Below are 20,029 nucleotides of genomic sequence, written 5' to 3'. Positions count from 1 at the left end.
TGCCAAAGCGGTATTTGCGGCGACTGAATTTTTCGTCTCATGCAGGATGTTGTTGTGCTCGCCCACCCACGCACCGGCCAGATGTTCGGCTCTCCGGTTGGGGCCGGCGCCGGATGGCCGGGTGATCCGGCGACACCGCAGACCCCGGTGGCAACGGATGCCGCCGCCGTCGTCGAGCTTGCCGAACACGCCGGTTCGATTCCCGAAATCGACGCGCTGGTCAGCGTCTGCCGGGCCTGCCCGCGATTGGTCAGCTGGCGCGAGGACGTCGCGGTTGTCAAGCGCCGAGCCTTCGCCGACCAACCGTATTGGGGGCGGCCGGTGCCCAGCTGGGGGTCGGTGCGGCCCAGGCTGTTGATCGTCGGGTTGGCGCCCGCCGCGCACGGCGCCAACCGGACCGGGCGGATGTTCACCGGCGACCGCTCGGGCGACCAGTTGTACGCGGCGCTCTACCGGGCCGGGCTGGTGAGCCAGCCGACCAGTCTCGACGCCGCGGATGGGTTGCAGACCAAGAACATTCGCATCGTCGCGCCGGTGCGGTGCGCGCCGCCCGCCAACGCCCCGACGACCGAGGAGCGCGACGCCTGCTGGCCCTGGCTGCAGGCCGAATGGCGGTTGGTGTCCGAGGATGTCCGCGTGGTCGTGGCCCTAGGCGGATTCGGCTGGCAGATCGCGCTGCGGCTACCGGGCACCTTCGCCGGGCGCAAGCCCCGGTTCGGCCACGGCGTCGTTGCCGATCTTGCGCCCGGTGTGCGATTGCTCGGCTGCTACCACCCCAGCCAGCAAAACATGTTCACCGGTAGGTTGACACCAGCAATGCTTGACGACGTCTTTCGCGACGCAAAAGAACTGGCAGGGATCAAGTGACCGAGGTTCTGGTATCGGGCGCCAGCGTGGCGGGCGCGGCTGCCGCTTTTTGGCTTGGGCGGCATGGCTTTTCGGTGACTGTGGTGGAGCGCCATCGGGGGCCGAGGCCGGGCGGTCAGGCGATCGACGTGCGCGGACCGGCTTTGACGGTGCTCGAGCGCATGGGCCTGCTCGGCGCCGCCCAGAAGCGCAGGACGCAAATCCAGGGGTCCTCGGTCGTCGATCGTGACGGCAACGAATTGTCCCGGGACACCGAGGCCGCGCTCTCTGCGCCCTCTGGGGCCCCTATCGACAGTCCCAACATCGAGCTATTGCGCGACGACTTGGTCGAATTGCTTTATGGCGCAAGCCAATGGACGGCCGAGTATCTCTTCGACGACACCATCACCGCCGTGCAGGACGACGGCGCGGCGGTCCGGGTCACCTTCGAGCGCGCCGCGCCGCGCAGCTTCGATCTCGTGATCGGCGCCGACGGATTGCACTCCAATGTGCGGCGATTGGTCTTCGGGCCGGAAGAAAACTTCATCGAGCGGCTGGGCACGCACGCGGCGATCTTCACGGTGCCCAATTTCTTGGACCTGGAGTACTGGCAGATGTGGCACTACGGGGACGCCAGCATGGCGGGGATCTACAGCGCGCGCAACAACACCGAGGCGCGGGCGATGGTCGGGTTCATGGACACCGATCTGCGGGTCGACTACCGCGACACCGCGGCCCAATGGGCCGAGCTGGAGCGGCGGATGGCCGGGGACGGTTGGGTGCGCCCGCAGCTGCTGGAGTACATGCGGACCGCACCGGACTTCTACTTCGACGAGATGTCGCAGATCAAGATGGATCGCTGGTCGCGGGGGAGGGTGGCGCTGGTCGGTGACGCCGGGTACTGCTGTTCGCCGCTGTCGGGTCAGGGGACCAGTGTCGCGCTGCTGGGCGCCTACATCCTGGCCGGTGAGCTCAAGGCGGCCTCCCAGGACGGGACGGTCGACTACGAAGCCGCCTTCGCCAGTTATCACCGCGAGTTCAGCGACTACGTCAAGCGCAACCAGTGGCTGGTCGTCGACAACATTCCGGGCGGTGCACCGATACCGCAAGAGGTGTTCGACCGCATCGTCGCCTCCATCACGCTCAAGGACTACTGAGCCCGGGCGGCGGGAACGTTTGCCGGCCAGTGCGCGTTAACGCGATCGTGCGTCTTTCCGTCCTTGACCTCATCCCGGTGCGCACCGACCAGACGACCGGTGGGGCCCTGGCGGCCACGGTGCAGCTCGCGCAGGCCGCGGACCGGCTGGGCTTCACCCGCTACTGGGTCGCCGAGCACCACAACATGCCGTCGGTGGGTGCCACCAGCCCGCCGGTGGTGCTCGCCTATCTGGCCGCGCAGACCTCGCGGCTGCGGCTCGGGTCGGGCGGCGTGATGCTGCCCAATCACGCCCCGCTGGCGGTGGCCGAGCAGTTCGCGCTGCTGGAAGCCGCCGCCCCGGGCCGGATCGACCTCGGCATCGGCCGCGCGCCCGGGTCGGATCCGGTGACGTCGTACGCGCTGCGCGGCGGTCGCGACGACCGTGACATCGAGAACTTCCCCGAATACCTCGACGACGTGGCGGCGCTGATGAGCGCTCGCGGCGTGCGGGTGCCGTTGCGCTCCGGCGATTACACCCTCAGAGCCACCCCGGCCGCGGCGGGCGAACCGCGTCTGTGGCTGCTGGGCTCGTCGATGTACTCGGCGCATCTGGCCGCCGCCAAGGGGTTGCCGTATGTGTTCGCACATCACTTCTCCGGCAACGGAACCGAAGAGGCACTCGAGGTGTACCGCTCGCGATTCAAGCCCGGTGAGCTGACCGCCGAACCGCTGACTTTTTTGACGGTGAACGCCGCGGTGGCCGAAACGCGGGAAGAGGCAACGGCTTTGATGCTGCCCAACCTGCAGATGATGGCCCGGCTCCGCACCGGGCAGCCGCTGGGACCGGTGCCGCTGGTCGAGGAGGCCGCGGTCGCCGAGTTGACCGGACAGCAACAGCGGATCGTCGAGAGCGGCCTGCAACGCGCAGTATTGGGGGCGCCGGCCGAGGCCGCCGACCAGATCCGGGCGCTGGCCGACAGGTTCGGCGTCGACGAAGTCATGGTGAACCCGGTGGCCTCGGCACGCCGCGGCACCGATCCCGACATCGCACCCGCGCGGGTCGCGACGCTGGAGCTACTGGCCAAGGAGCTGTTCTAGCCCTCGTTCGAACGCGCCCGCTCATTGGACCGGGGATGCGGCGCATGGGTGGCGATCCAGTCGCGCAGGTCGTCCGGCGGCAGCGGCGGGCTGTGCACGAAGCCCTGGGTGATGTTGCAGCCATACCGGCGCAGGGCGCTCAGGGTGGCCTCGTTCTCGACTCCCTCGGCGACCAGGTCGGCACCCAGATTCGACGCCAGTGCCACCGTCGACCGCACGATGGCGACCGATCGCGCGTCGTGGGCCAGGCGCGACACGAAGATTCGGTCGAGTTTCAGCTCGTCGACCGAAACCTCTTGCAGGCGAGCCAATGACGACCAACCGGTGCCGTAATCGTCGAGCGAGATCCGGATTCCCAGCTCCTGCAGCGCTGCGACGGTGTTGCGGGATCGCACCGAATCCACCAGTGCGCTCTCGGTGATCTCGAGGATGAGCGCCTCGGCGGGCAGATCGTGGTTGGCGAGGAGCCGCTCGACCGTGCCGACGAGTTCGATGTCCAGCAGGTTGGTCGTGGACAGGTTCACCGCGACGGTCAGCGGAATGCCTTCCTCGCGCCACGAGCGGACCTGCGCCAGGGCCATGGAGAGCGTGCGGTTGGAGATTTTGCGCATCAGCCCGGCGCGTTCGGCGACGGACAAAAACTCCTCCGGCAGCAGTGTTCCGCGGGTGGGGTGCTGCCAGCGCAGCACCGCCTCGACACTGTGGACGCTGCCGTCACGGCCGTCGATCTTGGGCTGGTAATGCAGCCTCAGCTCGTCGGTGTCGAACAACGCCGTGCGCAATTCCTCGATCAGGCTCGGGTCGTTGTCGCGTTGAACCTCGAACGAGGAGTCGTAGACCGCGATCTTGCTGCGGGCGGATTTGGCGTGCGCCATGGTGGTTTCGGCGCGGCTCAGCAAGTCTTGCGGGGAGTCGCAGTGGTCTGGGCAGAGCGCGATGGCGATGCGGGCGTCCACCTGCACGGTGATCGGATCCAAAGCGATCGGCTCGCTCAAGGCTTCGAGCAGGCGCCCCGCTGAAGCGCTGGCCGCGGTGAGGTTGGCGCCATCCGACAGCAGCACCGCGAATTGGTCTTCGCCCACCCGCGCGAGCAGATCGTCACGACGGACGCAGCCGACCAGTCGATTTGCGATATGACATAGCAGCTCATCACCGAACTGGCTACCGATCGAGTCGGTGATCTCGTGAAAATCGCTGAGGCTCAACAACAACAGCGCGCGGCGGGCGTGTGCTCTGGTCGGCATCGACCTCGTTCCCGTTGGCGGCGAAACGGGCAACCCGGTCAGGGCCGTCACCAGCGAGCGCCGATTCGGCAGTGCCGTCAACTCGTCGATCATGGCGAGTCTGTCGCTCGTCTCCAGCAGGCTCGCGTGGCGGAAGGTCAGCGCGAACCGCCCGGTCGCCACGACCAGGCTCAAGGCCGCCAGCGTCGCGGCGAGTCGCGAATGATGTGCCAGGACAATCACGCCCAGTGCCACGATGGCGGACACCACCGGAGTGATGTAGGGCCCGTATCGGCCTCGGGGGGGTGGCGTGATCGACGACGATCTGGCCCAGCTCGCCATCGCGATGAGCAACGACGACGCGGCCCAGCACGCATCCAGCAGCGAGCCGGTCCGATACAAGCCGGCGGACGCCTGAAAGAGATACGCGGCGTCCGCGACCGCGAACAAGACCAATCCGGCCACCAGCAGTGCCCAGCTAATTTCGTTGCGCCAGCCAAGGATCGGCAACATGCCGGCGGCCAGTGCCAGAAGCACCAGATCGCTCCACGGATAGGCCAGCCCAACCCATACCGTCGCCGGGCTGTGTACCGCGGCCGCCCGGATCGGGCCGGCCGTCAACGCCGCGGCGACCGCCGCCAACGTCAACGCGCAGATGAACGAGTCGAGCTGAATCGGTATCGGTAGCCGCTTGAGCCGTGCCCGCATAAGCAGCAACAGCCCGGCGTAGACGAAGGGGTAGTACGCCAGGTACTCCGGATCGGCCACCGACGGGGACCGGCCGTCGGGCACCCATAAGGCATAGACGACGTCACCCACGGCCGAGGACGCCATACCCGCGGCGATCAGCGCCCAGGCGAACCGGTCGGCCGGGACACGGTACGCGCGAAGGGCGATCAGTCCGGCCGCGACGACGGTCAGCGCCGTATACAGCGCGGCGGCCGAGACGATGCCGTGCCCGGCATTGGGACGTACGACGGTGGACACGGTGAAGGCGACCAATCCGATTGCCAGCAGCGCGATTGCGGCCCGGACGTCGCGTGGCGGCCAGCGGGCGGCGTCGGGCGCGTCCTCGGGCGGGCTGGTTGCCACAGTGGCGACCTCGGCGGTTGGCCGGGAATCGTGCGGCGTATCGCCGTCACCACCGCTGACTGCACGGGAGGCCACGGGCGATCTGTGCGAAACCGGCGCGGCCGGAAACGCATATGGCAGCGGCAAGTCGGGCATGAAGCTGCGGATACATTGTCCGCCTTCGCGTTTGGCGGCATACATGGCCAGGTCGGCGTGCCGCAGCAGCTGATCGACCGTGCAGTTCGCCGAGCCGGTGGCCACCGTGAATCCGATGCTCGGCCGCACCGTGATCGGAATGCCGTCGATCAGAATGGCTCCGGTGAAGGCGTCGAGGATGCGGTGCGCGGCCGCCTGCGATTCTTCGACCGAGGTTTCGATGACCGCCGCGAATTCGTCGCCACCCAGCCGGGCGATGGTGCCCGTATCGCCCAGCGCCGCGGTGAGCCGGCCGGCGACCCGGACCAGGAGTTCGTCGCCGGCCGGATGGCCGAGGGCGTCGTTGACCGCTTTGAAATTGTCGAGGTCCAGGCACAACACCGCGATCGGTGTGCCGTCGGGGTGTCGACGCGCGATGGCCAGCTCCAACCGATGTAGGAAGAGCGCCCGATTGGCCAGACCGGTCAGGTGGTCACGGAAGGCCTCCTGCGCGACTTCGGACAGCAGATTCTGGTTCTCCACCAGGGCCACGAACTGTCGGGCCAATACGGCGGCCACGAGTATTCCCAGCGCACCCAGCAAGGGCTTGTGCATCGTGTTGCCGGCCGCGTGCGCCCAGCCCACCGCGGCTGCCATGGTCAGCGGCAGGTACGGCAGCCACAGGCGGGTGCGCAGTTCCACCTCGTCCGGTGATAATTGCGACCGCGGCGCGGGGCGCTCGTGCCAGCTGGCCGCCGCGGCCAGCGCCAGCATCGCCAGCCCGGCGACTCGGGTCAGGTCGGCCACGTAGCCGGTGTGATAGCTGCCGATGCCGGTGTCGAAAACCAGCACCAGATCGGCAAGGTTGATCATCCCGATCCCGCCGGCCAGCAGAGTTCGGCTCGGCTGGTCGCCGGGACGCGCCCGCGACAGCATCAGGATTGCGGTTGTCAGCAGGACGATGTCGCTGAAGACCTCCGCCAGCGTCGTCAGCCGGGCGCCGGTGTGCTCCCGCAGCTGCGTTTCGACCACGAACACCCAGGAGATGACGAACAGCGAAGTCGCCACGATGAGGCCGTCGAGCAGCAGCCGCCGCAAGTTGTCGAGGCGAGAGAGCCGGGACAACAACACCAACGAGGTCATGGCGCCGAGCGGATACAACAGCAGCACGATCTCGGTCGCCGCCGGGTTGGCGGCGTGATCGAATTCCGGCCGCACGTCGTAGACCGCCCAGATGATCTCACCCGCCGCCCAGCCGACCAGGCCCGTGACCAGCGCCAGCCAGCCGTATCGCTGCCGTCCGGCCGTGCGGCGTGCCGCGGTCCCGGCACACACAGCCGTCACTGCGAGACACACCGCGATGACGACCTCGTTGATCGGTCGCGTCCCGTAGGGGCCATGCGATCCCCAGAACTTCGACACCACGATCAACAACTCGGCGACGCCGTAAAGGCCGGTGAGCAGCCAGCCCGTTCGCGCGGGCACCCCGGACCGCCGCCACGGATGCACCGCCCAGCGTTTCATCGCCGCACCAGCCGCTCCCCTGCTGTGTGGTGAAGAAATGAACAACCTCACCACGAGTTACAGGGCATTAAACCGCTGCTGACGTTCGCGAAGTGGGGCTTTTGCCAGGTTGGTGCGGGCGCCGGCCGTGATCGGGTAGGCGGCTCAATCCGGCTGACTTGCATCGATGCGGGCCAGCGCGGTGCGCAGAATCTGGCCGGTGGCATCCCGGTCGGGGTCGCGGCGCAGCAACATCCCCTTGGCCACCGACAGCTTGTCCCCATTGCGGCGGGGCAAAACGTGCAGGTGGATATGGAAGACGGTCTGGAAAGCGGCGCGGCCGTCGTTGACCGCGATGTTGGTCGCGTCGGCCAATTCGGTGCTGCGCGCGGCCTGGGCGATGCGTTGCCCCAGAGTGGCCATCCCGGCCAGCGTCTCCGGCGAGGTGTCGGTGAGATCGACGCTGTGCCGTTTGGGCAGCACCAATGTGTGGCCGCGGGTGAATGGGCGAATGTCGAGGATGGCCAGGTAGTCGTCGTCTTCATAGACCCGGATGGCCGGAGCCTCGCCGGCGACGATCGCACAGAACACGCAGGACATGTCGCCCACGGTACTGGCTGCTGCGTCGCAGCCATGCCGGGACCATTCGGGGCCTGCGGCGATTATCGAGATACGCTGCCGCGGTGAACGATCTCGCCTTCGCCGGCGCGGCGGCACACGCGCGCATGCTGGCCAACGGTGAATTGACCGCGCCGGAGTTGCTCGAGCTCTATCTAGAGCGGATCGCCCGGCTGGACAGCCAGCTACGTTGCTACCGCGTGGTGCTCGCCGACCAAGCGCGTTACGAGGCCGCCGTGGCGCAGGAGCGCCTGGCCGCGGGCGAACGGCTACCGCTACTCGGCGTGCCGATCGCGATCAAAGACGATGTCGACGTCGCCGGGGAGGTGACGACGTTCGGTAGCGGCGGACACCGGCCCGCCGTCACCTCCGACGCCGAAGTGGTGCGCCGGTTGCGGGCCGCGGGCGCCGTGATCATCGGCAAAACCAATGTGCCCGAGCTGATGATGCTGCCCTACACCGAGTCGATGACCTTCGGAGCCACCCGTAACCCGTGGAATCCCACCCGCACCCCGGGCGGCAGTAGCGGCGGGAGTGCCGCCGCGGTCGCCGCCGGGTTGGCTTCGCTGGCACTGGGATCCGACGGGGGCGGCTCGATCCGCATCCCGGCGACGTGGTGTGGCCTGTTCGGCCTGAAGCCGCAACGCGATCGTGTGTCGCTGGAACCGCACGACGACGCCTGGTACGGACTGAGCGTCAACGGTCCGATCACGCGGACGGTGATGGACGCGGCCGTGTTCCTGGATGCGACGTCGACGGTGCCCGGCCCCGAAGGGGAGTTCGCGATCGCGGCCGGGCGCAGTCCCGGCCGGTTGCGAATCGCGTTGAGCACCAAGGTCCCAACCCCACTTCCGGTCAGGGTCGGCAAGGCGGAGTTGGCCGCGGTCGAGCAGGCCGGCGCGTTGCTTCGTGACCTCGGCCATGACGTCGTCAGGGCGGACCCCGAATATCCCGCCTCGGCCATACTCGCCAACTACCTGCCCCGCTATCTGCGCGGTATCTGCGACGACGCGGACGCGTTGGCCCATCCGGAACGCCTGGAAACGCGCACCCGCAACATCGCCCGTTTGGGATCTTTCTTCTCCGATCGGCGGATGGAGGCCATCCGAGCCAATGAGGGGGCGGTGATTTCGCGGATCCAGGCGATCTTCGACGACGTCGACGTCGTCATCACCCCCGGCACCGCGGCGGGCCCGTCGCGGATCGGCGCGTATCAACGCCGCGGTGCGGTGTCCACGCTGCTGCGGGTCGGTCAATACGTTCCCTACCAACAGATCTGGAACCTGACCGGGCAGCCCGCGGCGGTGGTTCCGTGGGACTTCGACGGGGATCGTCTGCCGATGTCGGTCCAGCTCGTCGGCAAGCCGTATGACGAAGCGACCCTGCTGTCACTCTCGGCGCAGATCGAAGCCGCCCGGCCGTGGTCGCTGCGGCGACCGCCGGTCTCCTAGGCGGGGTTCAACAGCACGGTCCAAGCCGCGAGCTTGGCGCCCGGCCGCACCGCGTGGGCCGGGCTGGTAGACGGCAACCGCTGATATCGGATCCGATCGGGCGCCGTCGCGAGCCGGCGGAACAGGTCGGCGGCCTTGGCGCCGTTGAAGTACACCGCCGTGATGGTGGGGTGGCGCTCGAATAACTCACCGAAATCGTTGACCAACACACTGTTCGACTCGATCGCCGAGTCGGAGCTGCCGACGCGGCGGCAGGCATGCAGCACGTCCCACAGGGCGACGCCGTGAGACCGCAGTGCTGTGAGCCGTCCGTCGTAGGGCGCGGATGCATCGAAGCCGAACAGCTCACCGGTGATCGACCAGAACGCATTGCGCGGATTGGCGTAGTACTGGCCCGCCGCCAGCGATTGCGCGCTGGGAAACGAGCCGAGAATCAACGTCCTGGCGCGCTCATCGACGACCGGCGGGAATCCCCGCAGCAGCGGTGTGCTCATCACCTCACATCATGGCTGGCCCGCGTTGTACGTTGGCGACGTGCAGGACGGGGCCGACCAGAACATCGACGATCTGCTCGACGGGCTAGAGGGGAACGCGCGCGCCGAGCGCGCCGAGCTGGTGACGTGGCTGCTCGAGCAGGGCATCACCAAAGAGGAGATCCGGACCACCAATCCGCCCCTGTTGCTGGCCACCCGCCACCTCATCGGCGATGACGGCACCTACGTGTCCACCCGCGAGATCAGCGAGACCCATGGCATCGACCTGGACCTGTTGCAGCGCGTGCAGCGCGCGATCGGTCTGGTCCGGGTGGACGACCCCGACGCGGTCGTGCACATGCGCGCCGACGGTGAAGCCGCCGCCTTTTCCCAGCGATTCGTGGAGCTGGGGCTGGATCCCGAACAGGTGGTTCTCGTGGTTCGGGTGCTCGCCGAAGGTTTGTCGCGGGCCGCCGAAGTCATGCGCTACACGGCGCTTTCGGCGATCATGCGACCGGGTAACAGCGAGCTCGAAATCGCCAAGGCTTCAAAGGCTTTGGTGGGCGAGATCGCGCCGATGCTAGGGCCGATGATCGAGCATATGTTGTTCATGCAGCTGCGCCACATGATGGAGACCGAGGCGATCAATGCCGCCGAGCGGGCCGCCGGCGAGCCGCTACCCGGAGCGCGCCAGATCACCGTCGCCTTCGCCGACCTGGTCGGCTTCACGAAGATCGGCGAGGCGGTGTCGCCCGAGGAGCTGGGGCACCTGGCCAACCGGCTGGCCATCCTCGCCCGCGACATGACCGTGCCCCCCGTGCGATTCATCAAGACCATCGGTGATGCGGTGATGTTCGTCTGCCCCGATCCGCTGCCGTTGCTCGACGTCATCGTCAAACTCGTCGAAGCCGTCGACACCGACAACGACTTTCCCCGGTTGCGAGCGGGGGTGGCGTCCGGCATGGCGGTGAGCCGGGCCGGTGACTGGTTCGGCAGCCCGGTCAATGTGGCCAGCCGCGTCACGAACGTGGCGCGCCCGGGCACGGTCGTGGTCGCGGATTCTGTCTGGGACGTCATCGCCGACCGCGGTGAGTTCTCCGGATCGTTCGCCGGCGCACGTCGGCTCAAGGGCATCAAGAGCGAGGTGAAGCTCTTTCGCGTCCGGCGGGGCGACGGCGACTGACGGCCAGTGCGGAGCCGGACGAATAAGGGTCCCGGCAGATGGGCAGGCCCGGCGCGACTCCAGGGGGCGTCTGACTCCGTCTTATGCGTGTCCTACGCGGCCGGATTCCTACCCCGTGTTCCGGCACTTCGAATTGGTCGCTTCCGGGCCTGCTTCGCTAACCAAAATACGCCGACGAATTGCCCAGATCAACGGGTTTTCCCGGTTTGTCAAAGTCGCCGACCAGCGGTTACCCGCCGATCGGGATGACGGGAGGTGGCCCCGCGGCCGTCTGTCGTTTCGCTGCCGGTGAAAGGCCGTTCCCTTACAGATGCAACGGTGTAATTATGTAATCATGAAAGCGCATCACACACAGAGGCGGTACGGCCGCCCCGGGGGCTGGCAGCAAGCCCAGCAACCCGACGCCAGCGACGCCGCGGAATGGTTCGCGGGCCGTCTTCCGGAGAACTGGTTCGAGGGCGACCCGACGGTGACCGTCGACCGCGAAGAGATCACCGTCATCGGCAAGCTCCCCGATGCGGCGAGTGCCGAAGGCGAAGCCAGCGAGGCCCGCGCGGCCGGGCGAGCTTCGCGATTCCGCGAAGACACCCGATCGGAGCGGATGCACATCGCCGACGAAGCGCAGGATCGCTACGGACGCAAGGTGTCCTGGGGCGTCGAGGTCGGTTCCACGGCGGGCACCGAGCGAATTCTGTTCACCCACATCGCCGTACCGGTCATGACGCGGCTCAAGCAACCCGAACGACAGGTGCTGGACACGTTGGTCGATGCCGGGGTCGCCCGGTCCCGCGCCGACGCGCTGGCGTGGTCGGTGAGGCTGGTCGGCGAACACGCCGAGGAGTGGCTGGCCAAATTGCGGGGCGCGATGTCCGCGGTCGACGACCTACGCGCGCAGGGGCCCGATCTTCAGTCGTGACAAGGGCTTAACGGTGCGGCCGGTCAGCCTTCCGGCTTCTCGCTATCGACCTTGCCGACGATCTTGTCGGCGATCTGCCCACCCTGATCGCTGATGTGGTACCCGCACGCGTTGATGTCGACGACCACGTTATTGGCCACGCTGAGCGCGCGCTGGCACTCCCAGCCATCGGCGCCTTCCTGGGTGTCCATCAGTGTGATCTTCGGCGGGCTGCCCTGAAGCTGGGCGAACGTCCACCGGTAGGTCTTGCTCTTGTTGGTGACGGTCACCGTCTTGCCGGCGCAGCCCTTCCACTTCTCCGCTGAGGTCTGCACGAAACTCTTCGCCCGGTCGGCGGACGGAAAGAGCACGACGGCCTGGTTGACCCAGTGGTCGTAATTGTCGCCCGCCTCCGAAGACACCAGGCCGCTGACCGCCGAGTAGCCGCTGCCGGCGTAGACCGGATCCTGGGTGGTGTAGAGCGCGCCCTGGCAATCCGGCGCGGACACCGTCACCGACGAGCTGTCCGTCGCGGTGATCGGTTTGCCCGGCTGCATCGACGAGGAGCCCATCACGCCGTTGATGTCGGCCGGGCTGAGCAGCAGACCGCTGAGGCGTTCGGGTCCCAGCGGGGCGGCCTGCGGCGGTTCCGGCTTGGGCCGGACGACCAGCCAGATGCCCACGCCGCTCGCGATGACAACGAGCACCACGGCGACGGCGGCGATGATGGGCCAGACACTGCGGTGCGGCTTGGGCGGGGGCTGGCCCCAGGGCGTTGAGCTGGTGAACTGCGGCGGGCCGCCCCAGTTGGCGCTGCCGCCTTGGTAATACGGCGGCGCGGGCTGGCCGGCCGCCGGGATCGGGCCGCTGGTGGGGGTCCACGCCTGAGCGCCCTGCGACGGGATCGGACCGGAACTGGGCGCCGCGGGCGGGTCGAATGGCGACGGCGGCGGGGTGTTGAACGTGGGCCGATACGCCGGCGGAGGCGCTGGAGCGGCGTGGGCCTGAGCGCCGGGCAGTGCGGCTTCCTGGCTGCGGCGCAAGATGGTGGCGGCGCGGTCCTGGTCGGGGCTGCTGAGCGCTTGCTTGGCCGCCAGGGCCAGGTCGCCCGCGCTGGCGTAGCGGTCTTCGGGCTTTTTGGCCATGCCGCGGGCGATCACGGGGTCGAATGCTTTGGGGACGCCCGGGCGCTGCTCGCTGGGAGCGGGAATGGGGTCCATCATGTGGGCGGAGACCAGCACGCCGGCGCTGTCGGCGCGATAGGGCGGGGATCCGGTCAAGCACTCGAACAGCACGCAGGCCAGTGCGTAGATGTCGGCGCGATAGGTGACCTCCGCGTCGGAAAACCGTTCTGGCGCCATGTATTTCCAGGTGCCGACCGCGGTGCCCAGCTGGGTGAGCTTCTCGTCGGTGGTGGCGCTGGCGATGCCGAAGTCGACCAGGTAGGCGAAGTCGTCACGGGTGACCAGAATGTTCTGCGGTTTGATGTCGCGGTGCATCACCCCGGCGGCGTGGGCGGCGTCGAGCGCAGAGGCGATCTGGGTGATGATGGCGACCGCGCGCGGCGGGGTCAGCGGGCCGAAACGTTTGAGCACGCTGTCCAGGTCGGTGCCCTCGACCAAGCGCATCTCCAGAAACATCTGGCCATCGATTTCGCCGTAGTCGTGCACCGGCACCACGTGCGGTTCCTGCAAACGACCGGCCGTGCGGGCTTCGCGCTTCAACCGCTCGCGAAACACCGGGTCCCGGCTGAAGCTTTCGGAGAGGAGCTTGACCGCGACCGTCCACTCCTTGACGGTGTGTTCGGCCTCGTAGACCTCACCCATCCCCCCGCGGCCCAGCAGCCGCTTCAGGTGGTAGGGCCCAAACATCGACCCCGCCCGTGAGGACTGCTCGTCACTCATTCCTCATCCTTCCAACCCAACCCCCGGCCTGCCGGTCTCATTCAAGACTTGCGGACAGACACACGATTGCAACCCGTGACTGAGCAATCATGACGGTAAGCGCGCAGGCGTCCCACCGCACGATAACGGGAACAATCGCGGCGCGTGTCAGCGCGGGTCGGGTTGCCGAGGTCCTAGCCCTCGTCGTGGTTGTCTGCGGCGATCTGGAAGGTGAATTCATGGTCGCAGATCCGGACGCGGTCGCCGTCCTGCAATGTTGCGGCCGACCGGATTCGTTGGTCCTCAACGTGCACGCCGTTCGAGGACCGTAGATCGTCGATGATGTAGCCGGTTCCGGTGTCGACGATGACGGCATGGTGGCGGCTGACTTTGGGGGAGTCGAGGACGATGTCGTTGTCGCTAAGCCGCCCAATCGTTGTCGACCCTTGCAGCGGATAGCTGCGCCCGGTCACCTCGTGCAGATAGGCGACCACCTTCGTGTCAGACGTGTACTGCTCGAGCACGGTGATCGCGACCGCCGCGGTCGTCATGGCGTTCTTCTTGGCGTCCAGCGGTTCCTGACGCAGGATCCGGTCATTGAGGGCGCGCAGGTTCTGGCCCGGGTCGATCCCGAGGTCGTCGGCGAGCGACTTTTGTACGCGGCGGTAGGCCGCCAGCGCGTCGGATTGGCGGTCGGTGAGGTAGTAGGCGGTCATCAATTGAGCCCACAACTGTTCGCGGTAAGGATGTTCGGTCGTCAGCGCTTCCAGCTCGGTGATCACGGTAAACGCACGTCCGCATGCGATTTCGGCCTCGGCCTGCGCCGTGTGGGCCAGGATCTTCTCCTCGACGAGGGACGCGGTGAAGGCGTCGACGAACCGGAAGTCTTCCAGGTCCTCGAGCACCGGACCGCGCCATTCGGCCAGGGCCGCAGCCAGGTGCTGGCTGGCCTGTTCGAAGTGTCCCGCGGCCGCCGCGTGCACGCCGGCGGTCTTTTCGGCGATGAATCGGCCGAGATCGCAAGTGTCGTTGGGGATGTTGAGCCTATACCCCGGCGGCGCCGCGACCAGTACCGTGCGCGGGTCGGCGCCGGCGCCGGTCAGCAGCTTGCGCAGGTTGGACACGTAGGAGTGAATGCTGGCCCGCGCCCCCGACGGCGGCGACTCGTCCCACAGTGCGGTGATAAGCCGGTCGACGCCGACCGGGCTGTTGCGGTTCATCAGCAGCAGGGCCAGCACCGCCCGCTGTTTGGGCGTGCCGAGCGGCACCAGGGCACCGTCAACGCTCATCTCCAACGGTCCGAGTAGACCGAATTCGAGACGTTTGTCCGCCATCGCGCCTACCCGCCTTTCCGCGTCTGCGGCGTCCGATGCCATGAGGTCACAGTTGTGATTGTGACGCCAACTGGGCGGATTCGTTGACAATCCCGACAAACCGTCGAGCTCCGACGGCATGTCGTCGAATTGATCGCACGCCAGAGCACCGTCCTGTGCCATCGAATGACTGAAATGTGTTCGTACTCAGCGCGATAGTAGATGCCCCGCACGAATTGGATTGCATCGCCGAGACATACCCACCACGCGGCGCGCAAGCCCGGGGGCGTTGCGCGCCGCGTGAGGCGAATCGCCTTGGTTCAGGTGGTGACGACCATCGACTCGTTGCTGGTGTCCCACGACTCGACGAAGAGCCGGACCGGAATTTGCTCGTTGCGGCCTTCCGCGGTGCCGCTGTCGTTGAGGTGAACCATGCCGGCGACGGTGTCCACACCGGTCACCACCACGGCGTGATTGGACTCCGGGCGGCCGTTCTTGTCCTTCTGCTCGACGGGCTGGTGCCAGATGAGTTCGGCGTTGAGGCTGACGATCACCTTGTGACCGGAGGCCAGTGCTCGCTCCAGCCCCACCATTCCCGACGGGGTGCCGGTCTGCGCGGCGTCGTCCTTGTCGCTGGCGACGGCGCCGATCTTGTACTGGGCGAGCAATTCGGGGATGTCGGCGGTGTTTGCTCCCGGACCCGACTCCGGGTTGCTGCTGGCGGCGGGCTTGGTGTAGGTCGGGCCGGGGTGGGCGACGCTGGGTGTCGACTGGGCCTCTTCTCGTGTGCTCGCGGGTCTGTTGAGAAGAGCTTCGGATGTCCGCCTTTTCGGCTTCTCTACGGATTCTTGGAGCCGTCTGGCGTGCGATTGGCTCCAGCCGCCGATGGGGGATTCCGGTTACCCGAAATCCCCCATCGTGGGCCGTTGGCAGGCTAGGCGGGCTGCCCGGAGAACTGCGGGCAGTAGGCGTTGGTCGCCGCGATCACCACGCTGGCCGCCTGCGGGGGAGTCAGGTTGGTGTGGCGGAAGATCTGGACGGTGACGGCGATCGGGGTCTGGCCGGCGGCCAGTTCGGTGCACACCTGGTGGCCCGCTTGCACGGCAGCTTGAATCGACGGGAAAGTGACGCCGAGACTTTGCATCTGGCTGAGGAACGCCTGATCGGCGGTCTGCACGGACCTCGCTGCGGCAGTGCCGGCCGTGCCAACGGCCGCAAGCGCGATGGCGGCGGCGCCGATGGCGGTGGTGGCCATTGTCATGATGCGGCGAGAGAACATTGCTGCCACCCCTTTCAGGTGCGTTACTGAGTAGGACGATCCCAGCGTCTCGTTTGTTCCTTGGTGTCTTCTCAATAACTTCTTGGTAGCGATCGCGGCCGCTTATCAATGCGTCCGCCAGACGCGCGACATTACGCCTGTGTCATCTCGTAATACGTGCCGCGCCGGGCAAGTAGTTCAGTGTGATTGCCCTGTTCGACGATCCGGCCGGCCTCGACCACCAAAATGCGGTCGGCATCGCGGATCGTCGAAAGTCGGTGCGCGATGATAAAACTCGTGCGGTCGCGGCGCAGTTCACACATCGCGTGCTGGATGAGGACCTCGGTACGAGTGTCGACCGAACTTGTCGCCTCGTCGAGGATCAACAACTGGGGGCGGGCAAGGAATGCGCGGGCGATGGTGATGAGCTGCTTTTCGCCGGCGCTGATGTTGCCGCCGTCACCTCTGATTCGGGTCTGGTAGCCGGCCGGCAGCGTCCGCACAAAACGATCGACGTAGGCGGCCCTGGCGGCCTCGAGCACCTCGTCCTCAGCGGCGTCGGGACGTCCATAGGCGATGTTCTCCGCGATCGTCCCTTCGAAGAGCCAGGTGTCCTGCAGCACCATGCCGATTCGCGACCGCAGCGACCGGCGGTCCATCGTGGTGATGTCGACCCCGTCGAGCAGGATTCGGCCCGCGTTGACGTCGTAGAACCGCATCAGCAGGTTCACCAGCGTGGTCTTGCCCGCTCCGGTCGGCCCGACGATCGCCACCGTGCTGCCCGGTTCGGCCACCATGGACAGGTCTTCGATCACCGGGGTGCCCGGGCGGTAGGCGAAGCTCACGTGGGCGAATTCGACGCGTCCACCGGGGCTCGCGCCCGTCGAGGGTTGGGCAACGGGCGGGGGATCCGGCGATTCCTCGGGCTCATCCAGCAGCGTGAAGACGCGTTCGGCGCTGGCTGCCCCGGACTGCAGGGTGTTGTACATCCCGGCCAGTTGGCTCAGCGGTGAGTTGAACTGCCGCACATACTGAATGAACGCTTGGATGTTGCCCAGGGTGATGTGGCCGGTGGCAACCTGCAGGCCGCCGACCACGGCGACGGCGACGTAGCCGAGGTTGCCGATGAAGGTGGTCGCCGGCGCCACCAGCCCGGAGAAGAATTGCGCGCCGAAGCTGGCGTGGTACACGTTGTCGTTGAGGGTGCGGAATTGCTCGCGCGCCGCGGCCTGGTGGCCGAACGTCGTGACCACCGTGAAACCGCTGTAGGTCTCCTCGATGTGGGCGTTGAGGCGTCCGATGCTGGTCCACTGGGCGACGAACAGCCGCTGGGAACGACGCGCTATCGCCCGGGTCGCCAGCAGGGACAACGGCACCGTCAGCACGGTGATCAGCACCAGCAGCGGCGAGATGGACAGCATCATCGCCAGCACCGCCACCACGGTCAGAACAGATGTCAGCAGCTGGCTGATCGTCATCGACAGGGACGATTGGATGTTGTCGATGTCGTTGGTGACGCGGCTCAGCAGTTCACCGCGCTGGCGGCCGTCGAAGTAGGACAACGGCAACCGGTGGATCTTGTCCTCGACGTCGGAACGCAGCGCCACCATGGTGCGCTGCACGGTGACGTTGAGCAGCCGGGCCTGCCCCCAAATCAGCAGCGCAGAAACGAGATACAGGACCAGGGCTAGTGTCAGCGTCCGGGCGACAGCTGGAAAGTCCACGCCGTGGCCCGGCACCACATTCATCCCGGACAGCAGGTCCGCGAAGGTGTTGGCTCCTCTGCCGCGTGCGGCGGCGACGGCCTGCGCCTTGGTGATGCCGGCGGGGAGCTGGCGTCCGATGACACCGTTGAACAGTAAATCGGTGGCATGCCCCAGGATCCGCGGGACGATCACGCCGATGGCCGTGCCGGTGATTCCCAAGGTGATCACAACGGCGCAGAGTCGTCGTTGCGGCGCAAGCTGTTTCACCAAGCGGGTGGCCGAACCCCAGAAGTCGCGGGAACCGGTGACGGGGGCTGGCCGGGCCGCCGCCTTGGCGGTCGCGCGTGTCACGGCGTGCCCCCGACTCGACCCGATCGCACGGTGTCGACCGACTGCGAGTCGGCGAATTCGGCGTAGGTGGTGCAATCGGCCAGCAACGATTCGTGCGTGCCCGCGCCCACCAGATTCCCGTTGTCGATCACGATCACCTGGTCGGCCTTCGCCGCGATCGAGATGCGTTGTGTGACAACGATGACGGTGGCTGCGCTGGAGATCTCCTGTAGCGAGGCGCGGACCCGCGCGTCGGTACGGGCATCGAGCGCGGCGAACGAGTCGTCGAACAAATAGATGGCCGGGCGGCGGATGACCGCCCGGGCGATGGCGAGTCGCTGCCGCTGTCCGCCGGAAAAGTTGATACCGCCCTGGGCCACCCGCATGCGCAGCCCGTCGTCGTGGGCCCGCACGAAATCGTCGGCCGCGGCCACCCGCAACGCTTCCCACATCTGTTCGTCGGTGACCGTTTGGTGAGGGGCGGCGCCGTAGCGCAGGTTGTCCGCGACCGTCCCGGAGAACAGGTAGCCGCGCTGAGGAACCAGCCCGATCGCCGACCACAACCGCTCGGTCTGGTAATCGCGGACGTCGATGCCGTCGACGGAGACCGCGCCGCTGGTCACGTCGTAGAGCCGGCAGATCAGCGAGACCAGCGTCGACTTGCCCGAACCGGTGCTACCGACGACCGCGGTGGTAGTTCCGGGCAGCGCGGAAAACGAAATATTCTGCAGCACTGGGCGATCGGCGCCCGGGTAGGTGAACGTCGCGCCATCCAGACGCACCGTTCCGGTGATCGCGCCGCGCGGGGAGCGCGGATTTACCGGGTCGGTGACGGCGGGGCGGGTGGCGAGCACTTCGGTGATCCGTTCGGCGCAGACGGAGGCCCGCGGCAAGACCACCAGGGTCATCGTCGCCATCAACACCGCCATCAGGATCTGGGTGAAGTAGGCCAGGAAGGCGGTCAGCGAACCGACCTGCATCTGGCCGCGGTCGATGCGCAAACCGCCGAACCAGATCAGCGCGACGCTGGACACGTTGATGGTCAGCGTGGTCACCGGCAGCATCAACGCCTGCCAGTTGCCCGCGTTCAGTGCGGTATTCGACAGCGCGGTGTTGGCCCGCGCGAAGCGGTCACGCTCGAAATCTTCCCGAGCGAACGCCCGGACAACCCGGACGCCGGCCAGCTGGTCACGCGTCACACGATTGATGCCGTCGATCAGGCCCTGCATCCGGCGGAACAGGGGCAGCATGTGCGACATCACCCAGTAGTTGGCCACCGCCATGATCGGCACGCTAACCAATAGCAGCCACGTCAGCGCGGCCTCCTGGCGGACGGCCATGAAGATCCCGCCGAGGCACATGATGGGGGCGGTCACCAGCACGGTGCCGGTTATCTGGACCAGGTACTGGATCTGCCGCACGTCGTTGGTGCTGCGCGTCAACAGCGTGGGCGCGCCGAATCGGGCGGTCTCGCGTTCGGAAAAGGTGGTGACGTGTTCGAACATCGCCACGCGCAGGTCGCGACCGAAGCCCATTCCGGTGCGCGAGCCGAAATAGACCGCCCCGATCGAACACAACACCTGCAATGCGGTGACTCCGAGCATCACCATGCCGAGGCGGACGATCGTGGTGGTGTCGCCCTTGGCGACGCCCTCGTCGATGATGGCGGCGTTGACCGTCGGCAGGTACAGCGACGCGAGGCTGCTGACCAGCTGCAGCGCCATCAGCACCGCCACCAGCCGTCGGTACGGCTGGATGTACTGGCGCAGCAGTGCCAGGAGCATTGGGTAACTGTCGCATACCGTCCGCCCGGCCGTCCCCGCCAACCGCCGGACGGTCAAGGTCCGCACCACACGTGTTGGCGGCCCGGAAATACCTGCTCAGGCGCGTCGGTGGTTGACCCGC

The 20,029-nt window shown here is 67.1% G+C and carries 15 protein-coding genes; 6 read left to right on the top strand and 9 right to left on the bottom strand.

Going from position 1 to position 20,029, the window contains the following annotated elements; all coding sequences use genetic code 11:
• Nucleotides 1–39 precede the first annotated feature (39 nt).
• Genes ACZYVJ_RS07915 through ACZYVJ_RS07905 form a run of 3 tightly spaced genes read left to right on the top strand, consistent with a single transcriptional unit; the run spans nt 40 to nt 3,082 of the window.
• Nucleotides 40–867, top strand: coding sequence for a uracil-DNA glycosylase (locus ACZYVJ_RS07915; RefSeq protein ID WP_463830496.1), 828 nt, complete (start codon nt 40–42; stop codon nt 865–867).
• The gene (locus ACZYVJ_RS07910) at nt 864–2,003 is read left to right on the top strand and encodes an FAD-binding protein (RefSeq protein WP_463830495.1); all 1,140 of its coding nucleotides are present in this window, start codon (nt 864–866) and stop codon (nt 2,001–2,003) included. The genes ACZYVJ_RS07915 and ACZYVJ_RS07910 overlap by 4 nt, the downstream gene beginning before the upstream one ends.
• Nucleotides 2,004–2,050: 47 nt before the next feature.
• Nucleotides 2,051–3,082, top strand: a complete 1,032-nt coding sequence (locus ACZYVJ_RS07905) for an LLM class flavin-dependent oxidoreductase (protein ID WP_463830494.1) — start codon at nt 2,051–2,053, stop codon at nt 3,080–3,082.
• Here the strand turns inward: ACZYVJ_RS07905 and ACZYVJ_RS07900 are convergent.
• On the bottom strand, nt 3,079–7,035 hold the full coding sequence (locus tag ACZYVJ_RS07900) for a diguanylate cyclase domain-containing protein (protein ID WP_463830493.1): 3,957 nt from the start codon (nt 7,033–7,035) through the stop codon (nt 3,079–3,081). The genes ACZYVJ_RS07905 and ACZYVJ_RS07900 overlap by 4 nt on opposite strands.
• 144 nt (nt 7,036–7,179) lie before the next feature.
• On the bottom strand, nt 7,180–7,614 hold the full coding sequence (locus ACZYVJ_RS07895; RefSeq protein ID WP_463830492.1) for an HIT family protein: 435 nt from the start codon (nt 7,612–7,614) through the stop codon (nt 7,180–7,182).
• 83 nt (nt 7,615–7,697) lie between these two features.
• On the opposite strand from ACZYVJ_RS07895, the gene ACZYVJ_RS07890 reads away from it, so the two are divergent.
• On the top strand, nt 7,698–9,083 hold the full coding sequence (locus ACZYVJ_RS07890; protein ID WP_463830491.1) for an amidase: 1,386 nt from the start codon (nt 7,698–7,700) through the stop codon (nt 9,081–9,083).
• On the opposite strand, the gene ACZYVJ_RS07885 is transcribed toward ACZYVJ_RS07890, so the two are convergent.
• On the bottom strand, nt 9,080–9,577 hold the full coding sequence (locus ACZYVJ_RS07885) for a DNA-deoxyinosine glycosylase (RefSeq protein ID WP_463830490.1): 498 nt from the start codon (nt 9,575–9,577) through the stop codon (nt 9,080–9,082). The genes ACZYVJ_RS07890 and ACZYVJ_RS07885 overlap by 4 nt on opposite strands.
• A 40-nt stretch (nt 9,578–9,617) precedes the next feature.
• Here ACZYVJ_RS07885 and ACZYVJ_RS07880 point away from each other — a divergent pair, with 40 nt between their 5' ends.
• Together ACZYVJ_RS07880 and ACZYVJ_RS07875 are read left to right on the top strand one after the other, a co-directional pair.
• Nucleotides 9,618–10,739 (top strand): adenylate cyclase regulatory domain-containing protein, encoded by a 1,122-nt coding sequence (locus tag ACZYVJ_RS07880; protein ID WP_463830489.1) that lies wholly within the window; start codon nt 9,618–9,620, stop codon nt 10,737–10,739.
• A gap of 334 nt (nt 10,740–11,073) precedes the next feature.
• On the top strand, nt 11,074–11,655 hold the full coding sequence (locus ACZYVJ_RS07875; RefSeq protein WP_463830488.1) for a hypothetical protein: 582 nt from the start codon (nt 11,074–11,076) through the stop codon (nt 11,653–11,655).
• A 23-nt stretch (nt 11,656–11,678) separates the two neighbouring features.
• Here the strand turns inward: ACZYVJ_RS07875 and ACZYVJ_RS07870 are convergent, their stop codons facing one another.
• From ACZYVJ_RS07870 to ACZYVJ_RS07845, 6 genes are all read right to left on the bottom strand, one after another.
• Entirely contained in the window at nt 11,679–13,538 is a 1,860-nt protein-coding gene (locus ACZYVJ_RS07870) for a serine/threonine-protein kinase PknH/PknJ (protein ID WP_463830487.1), read from the bottom strand.
• Nucleotides 13,539–13,711: 173 nt separating this feature from the next.
• Nucleotides 13,712–14,893 (bottom strand): BTAD domain-containing putative transcriptional regulator, encoded by a 1,182-nt coding sequence (locus tag ACZYVJ_RS07865; RefSeq protein WP_463830486.1) that lies wholly within the window; start codon nt 14,891–14,893, stop codon nt 13,712–13,714.
• Between the two features lie 257 nt (nt 14,894–15,150).
• A complete protein-coding gene (locus tag ACZYVJ_RS07860; RefSeq protein ID WP_463830485.1) occupies nt 15,151–15,498 on the bottom strand; it encodes a cysteine peptidase family C39 domain-containing protein in 348 nt (115 codons plus the stop codon).
• A 266-nt stretch (nt 15,499–15,764) separates the two neighbouring features.
• Nucleotides 15,765–16,109 carry a DUF732 domain-containing protein gene (locus ACZYVJ_RS07855; RefSeq protein ID WP_463830484.1) on the bottom strand — a complete coding sequence of 115 codons (345 nt, stop codon included), beginning with the start codon at nt 16,107–16,109 and terminating at the stop codon, nt 15,765–15,767.
• A gap of 131 nt (nt 16,110–16,240) precedes the next feature.
• Nucleotides 16,241–18,145, bottom strand: coding sequence for an ABC transporter ATP-binding protein (locus ACZYVJ_RS07850; protein WP_463830483.1), 1,905 nt, complete (start codon nt 18,143–18,145; stop codon nt 16,241–16,243).
• Complete coding sequence (locus ACZYVJ_RS07845; protein WP_463830482.1) at nt 18,142–19,908, bottom strand: ABC transporter ATP-binding protein; 1,767 nt, start codon at nt 19,906–19,908, stop codon at nt 18,142–18,144. The genes ACZYVJ_RS07850 and ACZYVJ_RS07845 overlap by 4 nt, the downstream gene beginning before the upstream one ends.
• Nucleotides 19,909–20,029 lie beyond the last annotated feature (121 nt).

It is taken from the genome of Mycobacterium sp. IDUB_3, assembly GCF_055419585.1.
The sequence above is the reverse complement of the archived record's forward strand: the minus strand, read 5'-3'. Positions and strand labels throughout refer to the sequence as shown.